Below are 23222 nucleotides of genomic sequence, written 5' to 3' on the forward strand. Positions count from 1 at the left end.
CAGTTTTTTCGTACATTTAAAGCATGCTACTTCTTTTTGCGTTGCTCATTATCGCGTCGCTTTTTGCGACTCGTATTTCCGATAAAATAGGGTTCCCCGTTCTTGTGGTATTCCTCGCGGTCGGCTTGATTGTCGGCAGCGACATTTTAGGACTTATCGAATTCAGCGATGCGAAATTCACCAAACAGGTTGCCGACATCCTACTCATTTTCATTCTGTTCGATGGCGGATTCCGCACCATGCGCTCCGATTTGAAGGTTGCCGCCAAGCCGGCAATCACGCTCGCCACCTTTGGCGTCGCCGTCACCGCAATGGTTCTCGGAATTTGCATTCATTGGATTATGGATTACGATTGGATGCTTTCGATGCTCATCGGCTCGATTATTTCATCGACCGATGCCGCCGCCGTCTTCTTGATTACGCGGCAAAACCCGTTGAAGAAAAAGCTCGCCGCCACCCTGAATGTAGAAAGCGCGGCAAACGACCCGATGGCCATTCTTTTAACGCTCGCCTTTCTCGGAAGCATCGCTGGGGAAGACACAAGCCTCTGGGAATTCTTCAGCCGACTCGCTTGGCAATTTTCCGGCGGAATCCTTATCGGATTTTTAGCAAGCAAAATAGCCCACTTTCTTTTTAACCATCTCCACTCCGAAAACCGCGGATACTATTATGTGTTGCTCATCGGCGTGATTCTTTTCGGTTACGGTTTTGCCGATCAAATTCAGGCAAACGGCATCATTGCCGTATTCTTTATGGGCTATTGGCTCGGCAACTCGGAATTTGTGGCCAAGCGCGGTGTTAGCCTTTTTCTGGAAGGGATTTCCACCTTCTGCAACATGGCGCTGTTCCTGATGCTCGGACTGCTCGCGTTTCCGAGGAACTTTGCACTCGTCTGGAAAGAAGGCCTTTTAATTGCCGCATTGATGATCTTTGTCGCAAGGCCTGTCGCTGTTTGGCTTTCGACTCTCCCCTTCCGCTATTCCACAAAAGAAAAACTTTTTGTGAGCTGGGGCGGCATCAAGGGCGCGGTTCCCATCGTGCTTGCGACGTACCCCGCCGCCTATGGTTTAAAGGATGCGGAATCCGTCTTCAACATCATCTTCTTTGCCGTCCTGGTTTCTTGCCTTTTGCAGGGGAGCACTCTCGGAAGAATCGCGAAACGCGCCAAGCTGACCATCCCCAAGTCCCCGGTCTCCCCCTTTTCCGTGGAACTGCATGCAATCAAGCAATCCGACATCGACATGTTCGAATTTTTGATCCACGACGATTATCACTGCGCCAAAAAACGCATCCAGGATCTCAAGTTCAGCACGGATGTCGTTATCACGTCCATCACTCGCAACGGGAAGATTCTACCGCCACGTGGAGCCATCGAACTGCAACCTGGAGACATCCTGTTCATCCTCGCCCCGCTTTCGCGTCAACACGCACTGAAGACATTCTTAAGGGAAGGCTCCGATCCTATCGAAGAACCATAAACAGAATCTTCCCGAGCAAAGACTCTTCCTTTAACAGAAAAGCCCGCTGCATCGCGGGCTTTTTCCATTCGGAATTTTTGAAATTTGCATTTAAAACACGAAATGTCGCTTTAACGAGAAAGCGACTTTTCGTGTTACAAAATCCGGAAAAGGATTAGAGACCGAGTTCTTTCACGACGGCATAAATGCCGCGCTTTTCGATCGTACGAAGGCCAGCGGCACTCACGCGAAGAGAAACCCAGCGATCTTCTTCCGGAACGTAGAAACGCTTCGTCTGAAGGTTCGGAAGCTGACGAATCAACTTCTTACGGTTCGAGTGAGAAACCATGTGGCCAACGAGGGCGCCTTTTCCAGAAACTTCGCAAATACGGCTCATTGTATAACTCCGTGTTTTAGTGGGCACAACATTAGTTAATTTAACGGATTTCGTCAAGATGCTAATTCTGCAGGTAAAGGGAACTTTAACTTTTCCTGCATAGTCACCCAGTTTTCGACCTCAATTCCGGGATATTTTTCACGCATCCAGGCCACAACGTCTTGAACGAGGTCCTCCGGGGCGCTTGCGCCACTCGAAAGGCCCACCGTATCGATTCCGTCGAACCAGGATGGATCCACATCCTTCACACTGTCGATCAAATGTGAAGGAATCCCATGTTCTTTGCCCAATTCCGCCAAACGGCTCGAGTTGGACGAATTTTTAGACCCGACTACCAGCAGGGACTGCACCTGATCGCACAGGGAAGCGACTGCTACCTGACGATTTCCCGTCGCATAGCAGAGATCGCCGCGGACTGGGCCCTGGATATTCGGGAATTGTTCCCGAAGGGTATCGATAATGTCCTTGGATTCAGAAACAGAAAGCGTCGTCTGCGTAATGTAGGCGAGTTCCGTCCCTTCGGGGAAGGACAATTTCTTAACGTCATCCGCCTTGCGGACCAAAGTCATGCAGCCTTCGGACACCTGGCCCAAATGGCCTTCCACTTCCGCGTGGCCCGCATGGCCTATCAAAATCACGTGACGTCCAGCCGCATGGTGACGTTTGGCGCTCATGTGAACGCGCTGCACCAGAGGACACGTCGCATCCAGCACGTGCAGATGGCGCTTCTTCGCTTCTTCGTAAACCGAATCCGGTACGCCGTGCGCCGAGAAAACGACAGTCGCCCCTTCCGGGACTTCCTGCAGGTCTTCGACAAAGATCGCACCCTGAGCCTTAAAGCGGCTCACGACAAAAGCATTATGCACAATTTCATGGCGCACATAAATCGGGGCACCGAATTTTTCGAGTGCCTTGGCGACAATATGCAAAGCGCGATCGACTCCCGCGCAAAATCCACGAGGGCTAGCTAGAACAAGTTTTTTCATACAGAGGCATCCATATTGTTCTTGGATTCCGAGTCGTTCTTGGATTCCGAATTATCCGTCTCAAGCGTCGTCTGAATAAAATTGACGAACGCGTTATAAGAAGACACCACCTTTTCCCGTTCATGGGCAAGGAAGCAGTAAACCCGTTTCACGTCGGGAACCGAGCGAGAAGAATATTCCGCAGCGGTCTTGATCTGCGCAATCGCACCTTCCCGAAGAAGCGCTTCCACCGAAGCCTGTTGCCCGCGGGAAAACGGACCGATGCAAGTAGCGACACCCAGCTTCAAAGATTCCCAAAAATCATGCACGCCCAGAGAGCGCGAAAAAGATCCGCCGATGACCGACGATTTCGAAGTCTGCAAAACTTCTGTCAGCTTGCCGTAAACGGTCACAAGCGAAACAGCTCCCGGTTTGACTTCCGGCCATTCCACAGTCGAAATGCCCGCCTGTTCCAAGCCTTCGCGGAACTTCGGCAACTCTTCTTCAAAGCGCGGCGCAAGCACGATCGATTCATTCGCCTTTACCGCAAGTTCAAGCATTTCCAGAAGAGGTTTCCATTCTTCTTTGTGAAAAGAAAGGAAAGCCGTATCGACGCAGAAATCCTTGGGAGATTCCACTTCGGAACCGGACTTTGCCCACGAGAGAAGTTTCCAGTCACCACCGATAATCGTTTTCGCCGCAACGGAATAATCCCCTGCCGCCACAAAACGCGTCAGGTCCGCACCCGTCTGCATGCTCACAAAACCGATCGAACGGAATTCATGCGTATCGATGCAACGGTAAAAACGTCCCGAAACCAAAGCGACCGACGGACGGATCGAACGCTCCCGCATCGCCGCGAGATATCCCGGCCAAAGTTCATTTTCGGCAAGGACAAGCATCACCGGCTTTACCGCATCCATAAAATTCTGAATCGCGCTCTGCGTATCGAGCGGCGCTATAGAAACGAGAACGCCTTCTTTAGAGGCAAGAGGCTCCAAATAAGCGCAGACTTCTGCCTTTTGCGTTGTAATCAGAATGGGCGGGAGATCCGGAAGCTCTGCCCTTAAGATTTTGGCGAGCGAAAGGAGCATTTTGCATTCGCCAAGGCTTGCCCCGTGCATCCAAAAGCAAGGGCCTTTCGGGAACGGACCGCGAATACGATCTTGGATTTTGAATTTTTCATTGAATGACGGAACCTTGCCCGCAGCAAGAGCTACAATACCCAAAGTTCTACGAATCGCATTCAAGCCGAACATTTCAAATCCTTCTTACAGCAACACCGGCAATTCCACAAATCGCCGAACAAACAGCAACAATGTATAAAAGATCAGCCACACCCACGTCCAACGATCCGCTAAAACCGAAGCCAAAACGGAGCGTTTTACGCCGGACGACGTACATTCGCCTTGCGCAGCCGAAAAAGATGTCGGAAAGAACATCGGAGTGCGATTAGCCCAATTCACAAACCGTTCTCCGAACTTTTTTTTAAGAAAGACATCTTCCGTTTTCGCAAGCGGGAATACAAATAAAGTAACTCCCATCGCAAACGCAAACGAAAGGGTTTGCCAGCCTAAATGAAAGAGCACAAACGCATAGCAAAAGCACAAATTAGAAAGGTACAGCGGATGGCGAAGTTTTGCGTAAATTCCCCACATCACAAGTTCCGGCGCAGCCTTTTCGTTTCCACGCGTATGTTCACCTATCACCCGGCGCGCCTCCACACGGAGCACAATACCGAGCAAGGCAAGAATCCCCGCCGAAGCTGGAATCCATTCCGAAGAATGTGGAAAAGCCCAAAGGGCTACGGCAAAGATTCCAAGGATGACGCCTCGGAAACGGTACAGAACATTCATGCTCGCCCTTCCAGTCTTGTAAAGTCTAAGATTTCAAAGCGCTCCGTCAAATCGTTCGACATCGGTTCGTGCGTCGCAAGCAGCACCCATTTTCCGCGGGCCTTTGCCGCAGCGAGAAGCGCAACCAAAATCGGAGCGCGTTCTTCTTGAACCACAAAAGCAAAAGGTTCGTCGAGCAGTAAAATTTTGGCAGGCGAAGCGATCGCCCACAAGAGAGCGACTTTGGCGCGTTCTCCGCCCGAAAGCCCTTTTTTTTGCAAAAGCTTTTCTCCGCGGACGAGTTTCCATAGTTCCGCAAAGGCCGCGTTCCCTTGCAACGCCTGAATCTTTTGCAACACAAATTCCCGTGGCGGTAAAATCAAATCCTGGGAAACCGAAAAGACGCCGTTTCCGGCAAAATTTTCTGGCAGCAAAATGCTTCCCTTCTTCGATTCTTCAAGGCCCGCAACGAGCTTAAAGAACGTTGATTTTCCGCAGCCATTCGCTCCTTGCAAAAGGACAGGCTTTTCCGTTTGCAGTAAAATGTCCAAGCCTTGGAACACAGGCGTCTTTTCCATGTCATCGGTATAAGAGAAGTCGATCTGCGAAAGTTCGAGCGTCCTTTTTGCATGCGACTGCAAACGTTTTTTGCGCGGAGCCTTTTCCAGTTCAAAGAGAACGTTCTCTGCGCTTTTGGCAAGGCGCATCTGCGGCAAAAGGCGCGAACATTCCTTCACCGGTTTATAGCAAAGAAAGAGCGCGGAGCAGTAAAGGACCAGGCCTTCCGCATCGAGCTTGCCGTTCAAAATCATCCAACCGCAAAACCCGAGAATCAGTATCACAGAAATCACCGAAAGCGATTCCATTCCCTGCGCAAGCACCACCTTGCGACGTCCCACCGAAACGCTGGAATTCAACACGGAACGCACCTTGGCAAAAAGGCTCTGCACAATCCGCGAAAGATCTTCTGCCGAACTCCACAGCCGAAAGAAACGCTTCGCCGATTCCACTTCGGAACGGAGCTCTCCGCGCTTCACCATTTCTTCATCGACCGAAGGTTTCATCGCGTGCAATTTTTTTTGGATGTAAGAAATCACCGGCAGCACCACGAGCAGTACCACTAAGGTGAGCCACGGAGACATCACAAACAGCACCGGCAAAAAAATCACCAGCTGTAAAATCGCCTGCAAGGTAAACATCAACGTTTCTGCACTTGCGCTTACCGTGTGTATGGAATCGTAAGCGACCATCAAACGTTCTTCGCTCTGTACCTTATGGTAATATTGGGGAGAAAGGGTTCGCAGGCGCCGCGCAAACCACAGCAAAAGCCCCGCTTCCACATGACGGATCGTCTTCTCGACTGAAATTCCGCGCATGTAAGAAAACACCCAGCGCAGCGCAACCAGTCCAAGTGTGACTCCGAGCCATTCCGCAATCGTCGTCCCGGCCGTTTTTTCTAGAATCTGAATGAAGTGTCGAATCGCGACCAAAAGCGCTGCATCCGCAAGACTCGCCAATAAAACGAGCGGAAATAAACGCAAAAGCGCAGCCATTGCACTGTTTTTTAGCCATTTCGACAGATTCATACGATAAAAAATAGAATTTTCACAAAACCCCCTTGACAAGCGAGGAAGAATATCTATATTTGGCACATCTAAACAATGCCCCTATCGTCTAGTGGCCTAGGACTCGGGATTTTCATTCCCGCAACAGCGGTTCAAACCCGCTTGGGGGTACGAAAAAGAACTCGTCAAATTGACGAGTTCTTTTTTTATGCCCTGAAATCGTCAAAGCCCAAAACCCTTTTAGCCAATCCCTTCCATAATGTTTAGCTTTTCAGCGCATTCCAAAAGGATGGCATTATGCTGTTAACAAAATTCTCTCAATTTCTTTCCAAATACACCACGCCAGTTGTTTTGATTTTCGCGGTCGTGGCTTTCATTTACGCTCCTTCCTTCGCCTGGGTCAAAGGCGACACCCAGACTATCATTTTAGGCATTATTATGTTCGCCATGGGGCTTACCCTTTCCCCGCAAGACTTCGCCATTTTGGCCAAGCGTCCGGGCGATATTCTCATCGGCACTTTGGCGCAGTTTACGATTATGCCGCTCATCGCGTTTACGCTTGTGCATTTAGGGCTTCCCAAAGGCATCGCAATTGGCCTTCTGCTCGTCGGCACATGCCCGGGCGGCGTTTCTTCAAACATAATGTCGTTCCTCTGCAAGGGCGACGTCGCGTTTTCCGTGGGCATGACGGCGGTGAACACGCTCCTCGCTCCGGTTCTTACACCGGTCCTTATGAAGATTCTCGCCGGTGAAATTGTGGAAGTCAACGCATGGGGACTTTTCAAGACAATTCTCTGCGTCACGATTTTCCCGGTCGTCGGCGGCTTTGTTCTGAATTACCTATTGAATAAAAAACAGGGCTTTCTGATGGTGCGCTCCTGGATGCCGGGCATTGCCGTGCTCGGCCTTGGCGCCATCGTCGGCGGCGTGATTTCGCTTCTCGGCAGCAAGTTCTTCAGCTCGGGCATCATGATTTTCCTCTGCGTTTTCCTGCACAATTCCTTAGGCTATGCCACTGGATATATAATCGGAAAAATCGCCCACATGAGCAAGGCAAAGAATCGCACGATTTCGATCGAAGTCGGCATGCAGAATGCGGGCCTTGCCACAGGCCTTGCAACGCAACACTTCCCCGCTTACCCGGAAGCCGCCGTTGCCGCTGCGATTTCCTGCGTGTGGCATTCGATTTCGGGAACGATCCTCGCCGGCATCTTCATTTTGATGGATCAGCACGCCGAAAGGAAAATGCAAAAAGACAAAGACCGCGTCTTGAATGCGGCCCAGTCGTAACTCTTCCATCATTTTGAATAGATCTAGCCCTGTTCGAATTCCAAAATCGCGCAGGGCAATTCTTTTTTCAAAAGCTTCACGTAAATGAAGTTTCCCTCCGTCAAAACCTGCGGCACGATTTCTTCGCCGAGCTTCACCGGAACCTTGTATTCCACGCGAACACCTTTCACGTTAAAATCTTCCGGCAAATATTCCGAGGCGATCCGAACGTAATGCGCATTGTTCAAATGCTGATTGTAATCGATGTCGTTTCTTGAAACGACAACCGGCTCAAAGGTTTTCACTTCTGCGTTCGGGACGACAATGCGACGGTCCTTGTAATGCATTTCAAGTTTCGGCTCATAAGTGTAGGCATCTATGACTTCTTGCGGAAGCTTCTTCATGCGACCGGTCTTCAAATCGCAAAAGACGCCTAGACTCCACGTTTTGTAGCAAGGATTTCCCGCTTCGTCGTAGATGAACGTGTTGCGGAATCCGAAGAGCGGTTCGCAACCGTAAACGCCTGTTTGAATCGTGAGCTTTTCCTTATAATTCGGAACGCGGACGACTTCGACCTGGCGCGAAGCGATCAACTGCGCAAGTCCATGTGCCCGCAAAAAGTCCCTGTATTCCGTAGCGGTATCGAGCCAGAGTTCGGAACAGTCCTGCATCATCTGGAATGCAGAAAAGAGTTTCAGTTTTCCATTGCAGTCCGTGCAACTGGTGGTTACCTGATCTTGAATCTTAAGCACAAAAGCCTCCTGTCAGCCATGTAAAAACTAGACCGAGCAAAGCGCACACCCCAATCATCTTCATGGGCCCTACCTTGAAAAATTTTATGCAGACAAAAGTCAGCACACAAAGCCCTGCAGAAAAGATAAATCCAACGGAATCTTCCGAGTAAGAGCCAAAGTTCTCTTTGGTCATCAAAAGGAGCGTCGCCGCCGCCAAAAGTCCCACCACTGCGGGCCGCAAACTGTCAAGCACCAGGCGCACCGAGGCATTATCCTTGTACTTCATAAAATAGCGGCTAATCAAGAGCATTAAAATCGTCGTCGGAAATACGAGCGCAAAAGTCGCCGTCATACTGCCGAGAATGCAAAGGAACTGATTTGCGCCCTCATTCTGTAACGCGGTATAGCCCGCATAAGTCGCCGTGTTGATTCCCACAGGTCCTGGCGTCATCTGGCTAATCGCCACAATATCCGTAAAGTCACCCGCCGTCATCCAATGATGATTCATCACGACTTCATGCTGGATCAGCGAAAGCATGCCGTAGCCTCCGCCAAAGCCAAAAAGCCCTATCTGGAAGAACGTAATGAAGAGCGAAAGGAAAATCATGCTTCACCCTCCTCTTCTTCACGGTCCGCTTTTTTGCGCTTCGCCTTCCCCACAAAGAATCCGGCAAAACCTGCCGCCAAAATAATGAGAATCGGAGAAACCCCGCAAAGCCAAATCAAAAGGGCGCTCACCACCGGAATCCAAATCGTGAACTTGTTCAACTTCGCCTTTTTCGCCATGTTAAAGGTCGGCACCGCAATCAGCGCCACAACCGCCGGGCGAACGCCGCGGAAGAGAGCAGCCACGTAAGGATTTTCCTTGAACTGATGGAAGAAAAGAGCAATCAAAAGAATAATCAAAAACGAAGGCAAAGCCGTACCGACTGCGCACGAAATTCCGCCCTTCACACCGCGCAAGCGGTAACCGATAAAGATGCTGATGTTGATTGCAAAAACGCCCGGGCAGCTCTGTGCAATCGCAAGCAAATCCATCAATTCATCTTTTGAAATCCAGTGCTTTTTATCGACAATTTCCGTTTCGATCATCGGGATCATCGCATAGCCGCCACCAAAAGTGAACAATCCTATCTTAAAAAATGTTCGAAAACTTTCTAAGTAAAGATTGTTCATTTTGCGCCTTCTTTTAGATTAATTGAACCTCAACATCAAAGCGATTTCAAACGAAAGGATCTGTTCCGTGTGGGCGGTTTCATCATCGAGTTTTTCATGGATCTGGCGGTATTCGACGTAAGCGCTCACGCTCGCCATTTTGTTGAACTGATAGCCGGCGCTAGGACGGACGAACCATTCATGCACTCGCGACGGAACCGTACGATCGGTCTTTTCGAGTTTCGGGAAGTACACGGTATAATCGTTTCCTTCTATCGTCCACTTCTTGTAAACGCCATCCGTTCCGCTTTCTTTATCCCACGGATCGTAACCGGGTTCCGGTTCATAGGTATCACGAATCGTCTTTTTGTATTCGTAACCAGCGGTCAACCGCAAATCGATGTCATTCTTAAGCTTAAAGTACCACTTCCAGAACTGGAATCCGCGCTTTGTCTTGAGCGGGTAAGAAATCGTCAAATCATTACCCACGTTGTAGCCGTAATCCTTGTACAGCGCCGTGTGAATCCAAGGCGTGTAGAAGTACTTCGTCGTATCCGTCTCGTCGACAACCGTATTCGGCCAGTTCGTTTGCGAAATCACTTCCATTTTCGGACGGCGGTCGGTAAATTCGAGTCTTAAGAATGTATTGTCTTCAATGCGAATGTTCTGCTGTGTCAGGAAGCTAATGCGGATAAGCGGATTAAAGTTCCACGTCGTCGTCCAGGAATCTTCAGCGCTCTGGAAAGGCTTTACAGAGCGCGTGTACGTGTAGTCCACACGGTGCATCGTACTCACGCTGCGAAATCCGTTCAAGAAGCCAACGCGCTGCGAGAAGTTCGGAACCGTTATGCCCACGCCCCACTTCGGCCAGACAATCACCGAGTCCGTGTACAGCGGATATTCACGGGACTGGCTAAAGTTCTGCTTCCACTGCATATCTGCGACAACGCCTATGCTCCAGATCGGAAGCGTAAAGCCCGTCGAAAGATTCAGCGTACGGTCGACGCTGTGCGTAAAGTTACCCTGGTAAACGAGAGTGTCCACATGCGAATTGCGGTATTCCGCAAAGCCCGTATAATCGTTACGATGATCAAGGCCCATATCACCCGAAACAATGTTCCAAATTCCACGATTTCGGTAGCCGTTTCCAATACCCAAGCCGTACAAGTAATACTGCAACGGCGTCACACCCTGCTCTTCGTACAACTGCGAAAGGGTAAAGTTTTCACCCACCGTCGAAAGGTCCACCGTCCAAGTCGCCTTCACATCGCGCCAGCGGAGCTTTTCAAAGAAGCTCTGTGCCGCATTCTTGTCGCCAAAGAGCTTCAAGAATTCCACCAAGCGGAACGACGGGGCAAATTCAAAACGGTTCGTCTGGGAAATCGTCCAGTAATTCTTATCGACCGTCGTCGCATCGTAAAGATTGTATTCATCCGGGATCGTCTTCTGCTGCTTAAAGGAAGACGTAAACGCAAACGTCATCGGAAGGAACGGAATAATCGCCGGGGAGAACGTCGTCTTGAACTGCTGCGTACGGGAACGTTCGTTCTTCAATATACCGTAAGAACGTCCGTATTCCCTGCGGCCCACACTATCGACCTTGTAATAGACCGTGCTGTCGTACAGAATCTTGTACGTGCTCGGATCGTCCATGTCGATAAGAGAGGTATCGCCTTCGGCGCTTACGACCGCCACCGTATCGTACGGAATTACGACGACGCTATCCGGGGAAACGTAGATCTTGCGGTCGGTATGATCAAAATCAAAGATGTCGTCTACGGCAAACAAGCCACCGTTTTTCGTCGTCCAGAAATTTTCCTTCGCAAAATCTTTCTGGTCGCCACCGCCGAACATGTCACGGGTAATGTTCAAACTGTAACTTGTCGTGAGGAACGGGAAGATGTTCCAACGGATGTTTGCCTTATGTGTCAAGTCGATCGTATAAGTCGTCGACTTTTCCACCTGAGGTTCCGCAAAATCCGGATCGCGTTCCTGGTTCACATAGCGGATATAGTTCAAATCGAAAAGGGTCAAGTCCACCGTCTGCGGCCACGGTTCAAACGAAGCGTCGGCAAAGCTCTTTGCCCAGGCGGATTTTTTCAAGAAGTCGAACGGCTTGTAATTAAAGCGGCTGAACGTACCGAGGCTATACTCGATAATCGTGTGGTAAGAATAGGTCGAGTCAGCCGCTGTCGTCGAACGGGATTCCGTTTCCGTGTAGCTGTAACTCCAAGCCAGACGTTCGAGGAAGATTTGGGAGAGCACTTCCTTGATCGGGCTTGACTGCATCTTGTAATCTTTACTGTAGCTGAAGCTGAAGCGTCTTGTGCGGTTAAAGGACTGGTAGCCTTGAGATTCCGCATTCGAACGGAGCTTTTCTTCGTCATCCGCATTTTCCACGACGAGCTTTCCATCCCAAACGTCCTTGGCAAAGTCGCCCAAATTATCGTGCGAAAGTTCCAGATCATCGGTCGGCTTCAAGTACGGACGTTTCGTGGTACTGCTGTAGCCCACGCTCATCGGCATGTGGAAGCCTTCGTCATCCGGAAGGAACTTGTTCCAATTCACACTTGCGTCGGCCGCAAGGTCCAGTGTCGATGCCGCATCCGAAAGCGCTGGTTTCGGAGAAGTTCCCGTCGTCGAAAGCGTCGCAAAGTTTCCGTCCTGATAACGGGCAGAAGCCGACACAGAAAGGAAGTCCGCAAAGTTCGCCTGCCCCGCCGTTCTAAAGGCGTAGCCCCAATCGGTATCCATCTCCGAAAGGCGCAAGTCGTCAATCCAGAATTCACCTTCCAAGTCCGCCGGCGAAGCATCTTCGTCCGCAATAATCACAAAGCGAATCCAGTCCACGGAAGTCGTCGAAGGATTACCGACAAGCTTCAAGACTTCTTCACGGTCACCGCCGATCGAATCCACCACCGCATCCAAATACGGCGGACGACGTCCCTTCTTCAAATTCGAGAACGCAGAAAGCTTTTGGGCAAAGGCGTTCGCAAGCCAGTTTCTTTCATGGCAGTCCGCTTCCCGTTCCGCCGCCGTACAGTTGATTTTGACCGGCCTAAAGCTCCATTCGTAATAGTCCGTCGAACCGTCCAAAGAACCTTCACCGAACTGCAACGCAAATCGCACCGGCGTCTTCGAAGCTTCCGTTTCGTAATGGATTTCCATCTTCAACATCTTGTACTTCGTCAGGTCCTTTTCGTCCGAATCGAAGACGCGCGTCGCTCCCACGGACTGTCCCGGAGAAAGGTTCTGGTACTTGAGCACAAGAGCCGTTTCCTTGAGAGCCGCATTCGTTTCCGCATCGCGTTCCGTCGCCGTGTTCGGACTCTTGTAATAGGTTCCCGAATTTTCACGATTGTTCAAGGTCGAAACGTTCAGGTAAGTCGTATCGGAGCTCGACGTTTCCGCCTTGATTTCCACTTCGCTACCGTCCACGATAGCGGTTTGCGAATTGCCCGAAGACGTCGTTTTGAACTTGCTCGCAACATCGGAAGTTTGCCAAGAGTTGCCCATCACGCCTAGGTTCACAATCTGTACCTTGGCTTCTGCGACTCCGTTGTTGATTTTACCCATCCAAAGTCTCGAGAACTGAGCCTGGGCGAGAATCGTTAAATAGCTTTCACCCGTTGCCGAAACAATCGTATCGAACTGGTCGAGAGGAATCTTCCACTTGCGCCAGCCATTCTTGAGAGTTTCAAAGTTTGCATCATCTTCATCGGTCAAATCGATGCGGTAACGCACAAAGCTAATGTCCGTATCGAGAGAACCGTTCTTGTTGATATCTTCCGTATCGTAAGCGCGTGTGCCCGCGTTGCCTTCCGTACCGTTAATCGAAACCGGCGGATCGCTTTCGTCATCGAGATCGTCATCAAAATTATCACGGGCAATGTCCGTATTCGTCGCATCGGAGTTTGCGCTTGTCTTGGTCGTGCTCACGCAGCCGTTCATGCGGCAGTCCCAAATGGTGAGCGTTTCTTCCGAACCGGAAACTCCGTCCAAGCCCTTATCGTGCAAAGCGGTCGTCGTACCCAAATCGTTTTCACCGTCGTATTCGCCGTTCGGAGCTTCTCCGTTTATCGAAAGGTCTTCGCTCACAAGGCCCAAATCCAGATAAAGGCTTCCGACGTTACCACGGGCCACGACTTCCACATAGCGCATATCGCTCAAGTCTTGGTAGTAACTCGAGTTCGGACGCATGACACCGCCCCAGCTGTTGCCCGCCAAATTGTCATTCGGGCGAAGCGTCATCTTGAGCACGGTCAAACGCTGATTGTCCACATCGCTGTTGCCAACGGTCGGATAAATGTTCTTGTACAGCACCGAGTTGTTGCTGTGCCAAATAAATTCACCCTTGTGCTTGTAATCCTGATTTTCAATGTATGTGCTCGGCCCCGTATCCACACCGCCCGGAGGAGAAGCCGGATACCAGGAAAGGCGCGTCAGCGGATACACAAGTCCCGATTCACTCGATTCAAAGTCTTCAAGGAGAGCCGTCTGATCGCCGCTTGTGTTCGCATTGTGATAGCTGCTTGCAAATTCCGTTTCAAAGCGCCAGTTCGAAGTCGCCTTCGTGTCGATGCCCGGAATCATGTTCACAAGGTCCGTCATCCACTGCGTCGTATCCTGCAAGCGCAGGTTCATGCCCCAGAGGAAGCTCGAATACGGTTCGCTGCCGAGCGTCGGCGTGCTCGCCGTCGTGCTCTGGCTCTTGTAAAGTGCCGTAATCCCGAAGAGAGAACCTTCGCCGAATCCGTAACGGGTCAGCGGAAGCTCCGCTCGGGCACCGAGCAAAACCTTGTTGTCGATTTCAAACAAAGGCTCGCATTCAAATTCGACCGTGATTTCCTTGTTCGGGTCGAGAGCCGTTTCGCTCAAAAGTTCAATTGTACCCAGCTCATAGTTCACATCGTAGTCCACGCCACGCGTCAAAACCGTCGAACCGGACTTCAGCTTTTCAGAGCCCTCCGAAATGTCCATACAGCTTCCGGAGTTCACCGAATAACTCGAACTCGGATCGCGGACGCTGATCACCGAATTTCTTCTCTTACCGACGCTTTCAAAGTAGAAGCGGTTCGTGAACTTCGTACCAAGGTTGGAAACCGGAAGCGTATAAAGCTTTGCCATGGCCGCCGAAGAGTCCACGTTGCGGAACGGTTCCAAGCAGTTTTCACGTGCACGTGCCGAAGAGTTCGCCCCCGAATACCATGACAGCGGACGGCAAGGCAGCCACATTTCACCCGTGTAAGAACCGGAAGCGTCCTTCTTAAAAATCGTAGCATCGCCCGTGAGAATCGTGTTCGTCGTCGTGTCCAAAAGACCGAGAGTCTTCAAATACGTTCCCGAAACTCCCGCCTTATTCTTAGCACGCAAGACAAAGCTTGAAGCGCTTTCATCGGAAATGCCAATCGAATAAACATTGCGAAGCATCAACTTGTCAATGTCCGTCAGTTCCGAAAGGGTCGCGTCCCACTGGATCAAAACCACACGAGATCCATGCGAAATCGTTGTTCCCATGCGACCCGTTCCGTCATCAGACCAGCTGGCCGCAATCAGCGTATTCTTGGAAGCGCCGAGAACCTTCACAATACCCGTCTTGCTGTCGTAAGAATAATCGTTCGAAGACATCGGCACCAAGCGGTCGATGACCTTTTCGATCCGCGCACCGCTCGTGGTCGTATAGACGGCTGTCACCTTTTCCACCACGTCCGTCGTCGTATTGGTCGGTGCGCGTTTGTAAAGCTTCAGATTCGTCGCGGTATAGTTCGAAGTGCTACGTCCCGCAAGTCCATTGCTGATGTAGTTATCGCGGGCTTCATGATTTAAGAAGTAGTAACGGTAAGCGATGAACTGCTTGTCCTGGATCTGAAATTCCGTCGTACTCGAACTTGCATTGATTGTGTACTTTTCCTGACTTCCACCGTCCTGCGAAGCAATCGTCGTAAGCCACCAGTCGCCGAGCTTCCATTCCGCCTTGATACCGAAAAGGCCCTTGTGGTTTTCCGAATAACCGGTGAGTTCCGTACCCGGCAAAGCGAGGGAAGTCGTACCAGCTTCAATGCGCTGCAGAATGTAGTCTTCGAATTCATCCTTGTAAGATTCTTCGTAAACGACGCGGATCTGGTTCTTCGCCCCGAGACCGCTTTCCACGTTATTCACTTCCACCGTGATGTACGGACCGATCTTACCCTTCACCATGAAACTCGGGTCATAGGAAAGCGTCGGGCTCGGGAACAGATTGTCCTTCGTGCTACCCGGAGCATCATCCTTTTCACCGCGGCCCGAAAGACGGATGTCCATCGTACCCTGCAGCATAAGCTTCGGCTTGTCAAAACCAAAATCCTTCATCCAGGAAGGCATGTTGATTGGAATATCGATATCGTAAAGCGTGCCGGACTCCGGTTCGGAGTACCCACCGCTGCTCTGGCCCGCAAAAGAGTTGGTCCACAGGCGGTTAAAGCCCGCCGCATACATATCCGTCACATAGGTCGCGATTTCCGGATAGTTCGAAGACCAGAGTTCCATCGTGTCACGGCTCAGCGGATTCACGTAACTCTTCTTCACTTCCATTTCACGATTTTCAAAATCAATGTTGTGCTCGTACTTTTCGTTACGAGGCGGCTTCATTAACGAAGAACTCTGGCCGATACCGCTCTTCGGGGCAATATCCGAAAGAGGCGTCACATTGGGGGGAAGCGGAATGTATTGGACCGCGCTATTCGCGGAACTCGAAGAATTTTTGGATACAGTGGAATCCGCCGTCTCCTGTGCAGAAGACAGTGCAGCTAAAAGCGTAAAGACGGCTAAAAGCCTTTTCATCCTAAACCATATCCGGCATCATTTTCACTCTGGTGGCAAAGTGCATTTAAAATACAGAAACGCCCTTTTACAACCCACACAATGTCGGTAGAAAGTAATAAAATTTTCACGTCAAAATGGGCGACTTATCCAAGAATGCGACAAAATGAAAGGCCCGAATCACTTCGGACCTTTTCTTGAATCTATGATTTCCGGTTACTTGAGGAACATATCGATGTCGCCCAAGCACTTTTCCCAAGACTTATCCTTCGCAACAAGCATCTGCATGATCTTGTCGTAAGTCGCGGTCGTGCCGAATCCCTTCCAAAGACGACGTTCGACATTTTCACCCGAATCCTTGTCGATCGTGGTGATTGTATCGTAGTAATCCTTGTTATCCTTGAATTCGCTGACGAGAATCGACTTGAGATAGTCGCTGTAGATGCGGGAAGCATATTTGAGAAGCGAATCGTTGAAGTCGAGTTCGTTTGCCACGAGATATTCGAAATCCTGAATCGGATTGCCGTAAACGAGCCAGTGGCGAAGGGCGATAGCCACGACCACGTCACGCACAGCACTGCGGAACAGGAACTTGTCTTCCAAGCGACCGTTCCACGTAATCTTCGTGAGCGGGTTGCCGTCATTCGCTTCAATCGATACGCCCTTGCCCGGAACCACGTTGCGGATCTTGATCGGCAGACGGGTCAAAAGCTGCCAAGCCTTCGTAAAGGCGATCGTCTTGCGAACGAAATCACGTTCCTTGTCCGGCGCCACACGGAGGAAGGCACCGAAGCAGTGCTGATAAAGGCTTTCCTTATCGAAAATGCAGTCGCTCGAACGGCTTTCCGAAATTCTACCGTCCATCATAAAGAGCGTCTTTGCAAGTTCCGGGCGCATACGCACTTCAAGCTTACGGGTACGGGCTTTCAGGCGCACACCGTCCTTGTAAACGTAAGTGAAGCCTTCTTCCTGGTAACGCTGCCAAATGAAGAACTGCAAATCGTCTGCAGCACGGAGATGGTAGCTGAACACCGGGTTCTGACGGTTGTTCGCCATCGTCACCTGACGGAGGAAGGACTCGGCTTCCGGATACGGAACCACGACCTTCACGAGCACGAACGGGTTCACCGGATTCTTGCTCTTCTTGAAGTACTGCTCGTAAGTAAAGAGAGACTGGGCTCCGTTGATAATCTTCGGGCGTTCAATCTGCAAAACCTTCTTGCCATCGCGATCCTTCAAACGCAGGTCATCGCCCGTGAGGGTCATACCGTTGTGGAGGAACGGGAAGTCGCTTGCGTCGTTCGCCTTTTCCATTTCCTGAAAAGCGTCGATCAAAGCGGCGTTCGTATGGGTCAAGTTACCGAGGTAAGTACGGATGTTGCTCGAAACGATCGCCATGTTGTGCTTCGTCTTGAGGCGCTTACCGAGGGTCTGGTGATAATCGAAAATCGTACGGATCGGGCAGAAACCGACAAAAAGTTCACCGCTCTGGCTTGTCATGTGAAGCGGTTCGTCCTGCATCACAATATCGAGCTTGTCGTCATTATTGCGGAAATCCTTGGCGAGGTCATCGTGTTCTGCGCGGATTTCGAGCTTAGCGTGGATATCGGACTTCCAGATGTTGAGCTTGCGACGCATATCCTTCAAGGTGCGTTCCATTTCAGCGTCGGTCACATAGCGGCTGGAAAGCGTGCGGAGAACCGTAATTTCGAGGGTTTCCATGTACGGACGGCTGGCCGGCTGTTCGTCTTCTTCTTCCGGGGCATCCATCTTGACGACATCCCACGGGTCCGCTTCTTCGCGAAGCGACATGAAGAACGGATTATCCGGGTCGCTCGTGCGGAAAACAGCAATCTGGAGCTGCTTCAAATCGTGGTTCAGGTTGTGCATGACCTTTTCGAGCGGGGTCGTTTCGTCGATGAAAATGAAAACTTCAAGGAAGCCCTGGGAATACTGGAAGCCGTGGAAACAACCTTCTTCATCTAAATTGAGATGTCTCAACGCCTTAATGCGATCCGTCGGATCGTTCGGGTTCAAGCTGAGCAAACTGGCTACGAATGAAAGTCTACGTTCTTGCGCTTTCGTTAATTCCATTTTATTCCTCTAATTAGCTCCTGATATGGAGTTTCTGATATCCATATACATAGATAATTAAAATATTACTTCTTTTCGAGCTTTTACACCAAAAAATATTGTTTCAAAATTTTTACATTCACTTTTAGGTCTTTTCACCGTAAGCGCCCTCTCTTTTCTGAAACAATGTGCAGGTGCAAATCCATTCGAAAATCCGCTTCACCTAGAGTACACTCCAAGCATTTCGATTAAAAGATAGAAAATCCAGCCCTCTAAATAGACAAATTTCGTCAAATTTTTCCGACATTTTTCCCGGATTCGACAAATTAGGCATTTTTGTGACTGAAAGGGCATTTGGGGCGGCTGAACGGGGCTGATTTTTTTGCAATTCGTCGGGGTTCTTTATAGTTTAGGAATATGCGGTCTTTGAGATTGATTCCTGAACTCCTGACGGCACTCGGTATCGTTACGAGTGCCGTTTCTTGTACTGGACAATCCGCAAGCGTCGACCTCCGGGCTCCTTTACCCCCGCACCACCTTCCCGACGGCCATTTTCGAAATATCGACACCTCCGTCGCCCCGATCCGCGACACCATGGAAGTGGATTCCCTCGTTCCCACCCACCGCACCGAAGTGTACCGCCTCCCGGTTGTACGCGGTAATGAAGAACTCTGGGAAGACTCTACCGCAAGCAGTGCTACTTGGATCGGGCACGCCACCTATTATATCAAACTTCAGAACTTTGGAATCCTCGCCGACCCGATCTTTAGCGACCGAGCATCCCCCGTCCAGTTCCTTTTTGGCCCCAAGCGCGAAACGCCGCCTGGACGTGACCTCGATTCCCTGCCCAGAGTGGACCTCGTCCTGATTTCGCACGACCATTATGACCATTTGGACCGTGGAAGCATCAAGGATATCCACAAAAAATGGCCAAAATGCATCTTTGCGGTTCCGCTCAAAGTCGCCGAAATCATCGAAGACTGGGGAGTTTCCCGGTCGCAAATCGTGGAACTCGACTGGTGGGAAGAGGCGACCGTCCAAAAGGTGCACCTGACCTTTGTCCCGGCACATCACACGAGCCGTCGGGGAGCCTTTTCTTCGAGCCGAAATTCCACGCTTTGGGGCGGATGGATACTCGAATTTGATGAAAAAAAGCTCTGGTTTGCAGGCGATATCGCCATGGGAGACGGATCCTATTACAAGGCGATCGCCCAAAAATTTGCCCCGATTGACGTCGCCTTTTTACCGATTGGCAGTTACAAGCCTTCCCGCTATACCCGCGTGCATGTGAGTCCGCGGCAGGCCGCCCAGCTGCACCTGCTCGTCGGTTCCAAGAAGAGCCTTGCCATGCACTGGGGAACCTTCAGCATGGTGTACGAACGTTTAGAAGACCCGCCCAAGGACCTCGCACGAGCAAGAAAAGAATTGAACATTCCGGATTCGAGCTTCCTTGTGCCGCAGTTCGGGGAAATTGTTCCTCTGTTTCGCTGATTTTCGCCAAAAAATCTCAAGTCATTCCAAATTGGACTAATAATTGAAACCTCTTATCCAAAGATTTGAGCAAAAACGCCTTGGATTTTTTGCAAAAATGCTATCATTTTCTAAAAATGGAGTTGGCTTTATGAACATTCTCGAAGTAATTGCAAAAGCGAAAGCCGAAAAGGCGAAGAAGTTGGACTTGTCAGACATGCACCTGCGTCTCCTCCCGCAGCAATTGTTCGAGCTCGAAGACTTGGAAGAACTCGTCCTCGACCAGAACTTGCTCGTAGAACTTCCCGATGAAATCGGACGTCTCCAGAACTTGAAGAGTCTCTCGGTCAGCGAAAACGACCTGATGGAACTCCCGGAAACCGTCGCCGAGCTGTCGAAACTCGAAAACCTCTATCTCGGCTACAACAGCCTTTCCGAAATTCCGAAGGCGCTCGGCAAGCTCACCCTCCTGAAGAAGGTGAACATAGCCCGTAACCAGCTCCTTGACATCCCGGAATCGATCGGCAACTGGACCAAAGTGGAAAAGCTTTCCCTGCACGACAACATGCTCGCGAAGATTCCGGAATCGATCGGCAACATGAAGGGCCTTGAAAAACTCTACCTCGACAACAACGAACTTGCGACTCTCCCGGCAAGCCTCGGCAACCTGGAAAACCTCGAAGTGCTGATGGTCTCCGGCAACAGCCTCGTTTCTCTTCCGACCGCCCTTGGCAACTTGAAAAAGCTGCACGAACTTGTGCTTGACGAAAACGAACTCGACTCCATTCCGGAAGAACTCGCCGAATGCGATTCCCTGAGATCGCTTTCCATTGCCAACAACCCGCTTTCCGGTTCCCTGCCGAAAGCCCTCGTTACAAAACAAGGTCTTCAGATCGATTCGTAATATGAACGTTTCAAAAAAACTTCTCCCTGTTGTTTTTAGCGCCGCTATCGCGGCGTCTTTTTTAGGATGTTCTTCCGACACCATTTCCCCTGTCGAAGACACTTCCGGAGCAAGCTCCGAGCTTAAAACAACTTACAGCATGCTCTATTACTATTACTACCTCGCAGACACAGAACTCGGCGAGCTTAGCACTTACGTCGACAATCCGTTGAACGTCTACATCAACCCCGCCTATGCCGACGTCGCAGATGTCATCACCATGTTCTATGCAATGAGCGACAAGCTGACCCGCTACTTCCCAAGCGCATATTACGAAAGCCTCGTCCAGCTGCTGACCGAATCCGACGTAGAAAGCAAATCCTTCGGTATGGAAGTGGATTCGAGCCTTGGCGTGAAATACGTTTACAAGGAAGGCCCGGCGGTTTCTGCCGGCATCCAAAAGCGAGACCACATTCTTGCCGTGGACGGAAACCAGTTTGAAACTTTGAGCGAACTAGACAGCTATCTCGAATCCATTGAAAACAGGGATTCATTCCTGTTCTCTCTCGAACGCGACAATCTCACTTACGAAGTTTCCATGACGCGCACCCAGCTGAACGTGCCGACCGTTTACGTCGATACCCTCAGCGATGTTCCTATTATCCGCGTGACGGAATTTACGAATACGACAAACGGCTATGAAGACGAAGGAACTCTCCGCGAATTCAAAGACGCCCTGGAAGCAACGGCAGGAGCAAACTCCACCATTCTCGACCTGCGCGGAAATGGCGGCGGCTACGTTTCGATTTGCACCCAGATGGCGGGCGAACTTTTAAGCAACAACGACACCATCATTTACGAAAGGTCCTGGGAGCCTGAGCACAATCGACGAAGTGATAACACGACCGGCTACTTGGCAAGCGGCGACGGCATCGGTAAAGGGCGTTATTACGTTTTGATGCTCGATTCGAACAGCGCCAGCTGTTCGGAAATTTTCGCAGCCGCATTGACTTCGAACCTCAAGACGCCTATCGTAGGAACGAACAGTTTTGGCAAGGGCATCGGCCAGCTTTACCTGACCACCGAAACGAAGGGCATTTGCGGTATTACCTCGGTCCTTTTCTACGACAAGGACGGTTACAGCTACCACACCTATGGTTTTGTTCCAGACATTTACGAACCCGATAGCCTTGAAGCGTTGCACAAAGCGGTGGAACTTGCGAAAACAGGTTCTTATTCAAGAACCGAAGGATACAGTTCCGAAATGCAACCGTACTGGGCTTCGCCGAAAACGCTCGGCAAAAAGTCCACCTCGATTGACCCGGAAGAATACATGCAAGACGCTTTGCGCGGCCTTGCGATTGTGGACTTCAAATAATTATTTCGAAACGACCTGCTGTTTAACTTTGACGGTCGAGCCTTCAATTGTCTGAGGCTCGGTCGATTCGAGTTTTTCCAAATTCTTGCGAATGCCTGCGATCTGTTGGGTGAGACGCGCCATACGTTCGCCCTGGAGCTTCGGCGTCGCGATCATCGTTTTGGACTTCGGATTGATCCACTGTCCCTTCGCATTCTTAAAGCCTAAGTGCAAATGCGGACCCGTGCTGCGACCTGTACTGCCCACACGCCCGATTACCTGACCGCCCGTCACCTGGGCGCCGACGCCCACTCCGCGGGAGCTCAAGTGCATGTAATAGCTGACGGAATTATCCACATGGCGAATCGCAATTTTATTTCCGCTGTACTGGTCATAACCGGAGACGACGACCTTTCCCTTTGCCACTGCATAAACGGGCGAACCCTTAGGGCTGCCGTAGTCGATACCGTAATGCATTTTACGAACGCCTGACACCGGATGCGTGCGCGTACCAAACGGGCTTGTGATGTGCAAGCGGTCAAGCGGATAACGCAGGCCGTCAAAAATCAGAGCTTCACCATTTTCTGTATAGTGGGCGTTGTAGGTACTCTTCGGGTCCGGGTCGTTGTATAGGAACGCTTCGTGATGGCCGACGACGCGACCGTCGAATTCTGCATAAAGAACCTTTCCCGAAATCCAGATGCTGTCCTTGTAAAAGGATTCTTCGAGCATGATGCGGAAACGGTCACCCGGTTGCACGCTGGAGAATGGAATTTTGCACTGGAGAACGCCCGCGACAACGCCCGACATGCGAGCGGGAATGCCGACGGAAATGAGCGTACCGTGCAAAGTACCCCCTTGAACGATATGGCCCGAAAAAATGGACTGCTTGACAGTCAAAGGCTTTTCGACGAGCTTGTATTCAAACTGCTTTGTCGTCGGATTTTTAAAAAGCAAATGAACGACCGAAGGGTTCGGCGAAAAGCGGAAAACCTGAGTTGCGCCATTTGCGTCTTTGGCGACATGAAATTTTTGCCCTACACGTAAGTTGGAAAGTTCAACGCTGTCCTGGAGGGCGAGCACGATTGCGCCACGGTCATTGCGTTCAACGCCTAAACGTTCGAGCACCTGGTAATAGCCTTCGTTTTTGCGAACGGTATCCATCAAAACGGTCAGTGACTGCGGACGGTTCTTTTCGTATTCCGCAACGGCTTCGTTCGCCATGGAAAGATCTTGTTTCAACGATACGATTTTTTTATCGAGA

16 protein-coding genes and 1 tRNA gene are annotated in these 23222 nt (G+C 50.6%); 6 read left to right on the top strand and 11 right to left on the bottom strand.

Translation table 11 applies throughout. The annotated features are described in order from the left end of the window. Positions 1–23: 23 nt before the first annotated feature. A complete protein-coding gene (locus BGX16_RS05740; RefSeq protein WP_100425188.1) occupies positions 24–1478 on the top strand; it encodes a potassium/proton antiporter in 1455 nt (484 codons plus the stop codon). A gap of 154 nt (positions 1479–1632) precedes the next feature. Here the strand turns inward: BGX16_RS05740 and rpmB are convergent, their stop codons facing one another. The 5 genes from rpmB to BGX16_RS05765 are packed head-to-tail and all read right to left on the bottom strand — an operon-like array spanning position 1633 to position 6207. After that, on the bottom strand, positions 1633–1854 hold the full coding sequence (rpmB, locus tag BGX16_RS05745) for a 50S ribosomal protein L28 (RefSeq protein WP_100425189.1): 222 nt from the start codon (positions 1852–1854) through the stop codon (positions 1633–1635). 53 nt (positions 1855–1907) lie between these two features. Next, positions 1908–2840: a 4-hydroxy-3-methylbut-2-enyl diphosphate reductase gene (gene ispH, locus BGX16_RS05750; protein ID WP_100425190.1), complete on the bottom strand. Its 933-nt coding sequence runs from the start codon at positions 2838–2840 to the stop codon at positions 1908–1910. Then, complete coding sequence (locus BGX16_RS05755; protein WP_100425191.1) at positions 2837–4078, bottom strand: 3-deoxy-D-manno-octulosonic acid transferase; 1242 nt, start codon at positions 4076–4078, stop codon at positions 2837–2839. The genes ispH and BGX16_RS05755 overlap by 4 nt, the downstream gene beginning before the upstream one ends. A gap of 12 nt (positions 4079–4090) precedes the next feature. Then, positions 4091–4675, bottom strand: a complete 585-nt coding sequence (locus tag BGX16_RS05760) for a methyltransferase family protein (RefSeq protein ID WP_100425192.1) — start codon at positions 4673–4675, stop codon at positions 4091–4093. Beyond that, the gene (locus tag BGX16_RS05765; RefSeq protein ID WP_157797896.1) at positions 4672–6207 is read right to left on the bottom strand and encodes an ATP-binding cassette domain-containing protein; all 1536 of its coding nucleotides are present in this window, start codon (positions 6205–6207) and stop codon (positions 4672–4674) included. Before BGX16_RS05765 ends, BGX16_RS05760 begins: the two co-directional genes overlap by 4 nt. 110 nt (positions 6208–6317) lie before the next feature. Here BGX16_RS05765 and BGX16_RS05770 point away from each other — a divergent pair. Both BGX16_RS05770 and BGX16_RS05775 read left to right on the top strand, forming a co-directional pair. Next, positions 6318–6390 (top strand) — tRNA-Glu (locus BGX16_RS05770). A 123-nt stretch (positions 6391–6513) separates the two neighbouring features. Then, entirely contained in the window at positions 6514–7509 is a 996-nt protein-coding gene (locus tag BGX16_RS05775; RefSeq protein ID WP_100425194.1) for a bile acid:sodium symporter family protein, read from the top strand. A gap of 23 nt (positions 7510–7532) precedes the next feature. On the opposite strand, the gene BGX16_RS05780 is transcribed toward BGX16_RS05775, so the two are convergent. The 5 genes from BGX16_RS05780 to BGX16_RS05800 form a co-directional block, all read right to left on the bottom strand. Next, positions 7533–8240, bottom strand: coding sequence for an acyl-[acyl-carrier-protein] thioesterase (locus BGX16_RS05780; RefSeq protein ID WP_100425195.1), 708 nt, complete (start codon positions 8238–8240; stop codon positions 7533–7535). Next, positions 8233–8829, bottom strand: a complete 597-nt coding sequence (locus BGX16_RS05785) for a chromate transporter (protein ID WP_100425196.1) — start codon at positions 8827–8829, stop codon at positions 8233–8235. Before BGX16_RS05785 ends, BGX16_RS05780 begins: the two co-directional genes overlap by 8 nt. Continuing rightward, positions 8826–9398, bottom strand: coding sequence for a chromate transporter (locus BGX16_RS05790; protein ID WP_100425197.1), 573 nt, complete (start codon positions 9396–9398; stop codon positions 8826–8828). The genes BGX16_RS05785 and BGX16_RS05790 overlap by 4 nt, the downstream gene beginning before the upstream one ends. Positions 9399–9416: 18 nt before the next feature. Further along, positions 9417–16196, bottom strand: a complete 6780-nt coding sequence (gene sov, locus BGX16_RS05795; RefSeq protein ID WP_100425198.1) for a T9SS outer membrane translocon Sov/SprA — start codon at positions 16194–16196, stop codon at positions 9417–9419. A gap of 195 nt (positions 16197–16391) precedes the next feature. After that, a complete protein-coding gene (locus BGX16_RS05800) occupies positions 16392–18269 on the bottom strand; it encodes an AIPR family protein (RefSeq protein WP_100425199.1) in 1878 nt (625 codons plus the stop codon). 396 nt (positions 18270–18665) lie between these two features. Between BGX16_RS05800 and BGX16_RS05805 the strand changes: the two genes are divergently transcribed. The 3 genes from BGX16_RS05805 (at position 18666) to BGX16_RS05815 (ending at position 21979) form a co-directional block, all read left to right on the top strand. Further along, entirely contained in the window at positions 18666–19739 is a 1074-nt protein-coding gene (locus BGX16_RS05805; protein ID WP_100425200.1) for an MBL fold metallo-hydrolase, read from the top strand. Between the two features lie 130 nt (positions 19740–19869). After that, a complete protein-coding gene (locus BGX16_RS05810) occupies positions 19870–20622 on the top strand; it encodes a leucine-rich repeat domain-containing protein (RefSeq protein ID WP_100425201.1) in 753 nt (250 codons plus the stop codon). A gap of 1 nt (position 20623) precedes the next feature. Continuing rightward, a complete protein-coding gene (locus BGX16_RS05815; RefSeq protein WP_100425202.1) occupies positions 20624–21979 on the top strand; it encodes a S41 family peptidase in 1356 nt (451 codons plus the stop codon). On the opposite strand, the gene BGX16_RS05820 is transcribed toward BGX16_RS05815, so the two are convergent. After that, complete coding sequence (locus tag BGX16_RS05820) at positions 21980–23200, bottom strand: M23 family metallopeptidase (RefSeq protein WP_241899472.1); 1221 nt, start codon at positions 23198–23200, stop codon at positions 21980–21982. Between the last annotated feature and the right edge of the window lie 22 nt (positions 23201–23222).

It is taken from the genome of Hallerella succinigenes, assembly GCF_002797675.1.
Taxonomy (GTDB): domain Bacteria; phylum Fibrobacterota; class Fibrobacteria; order Fibrobacterales; family Fibrobacteraceae; genus Hallerella; species Hallerella succinigenes.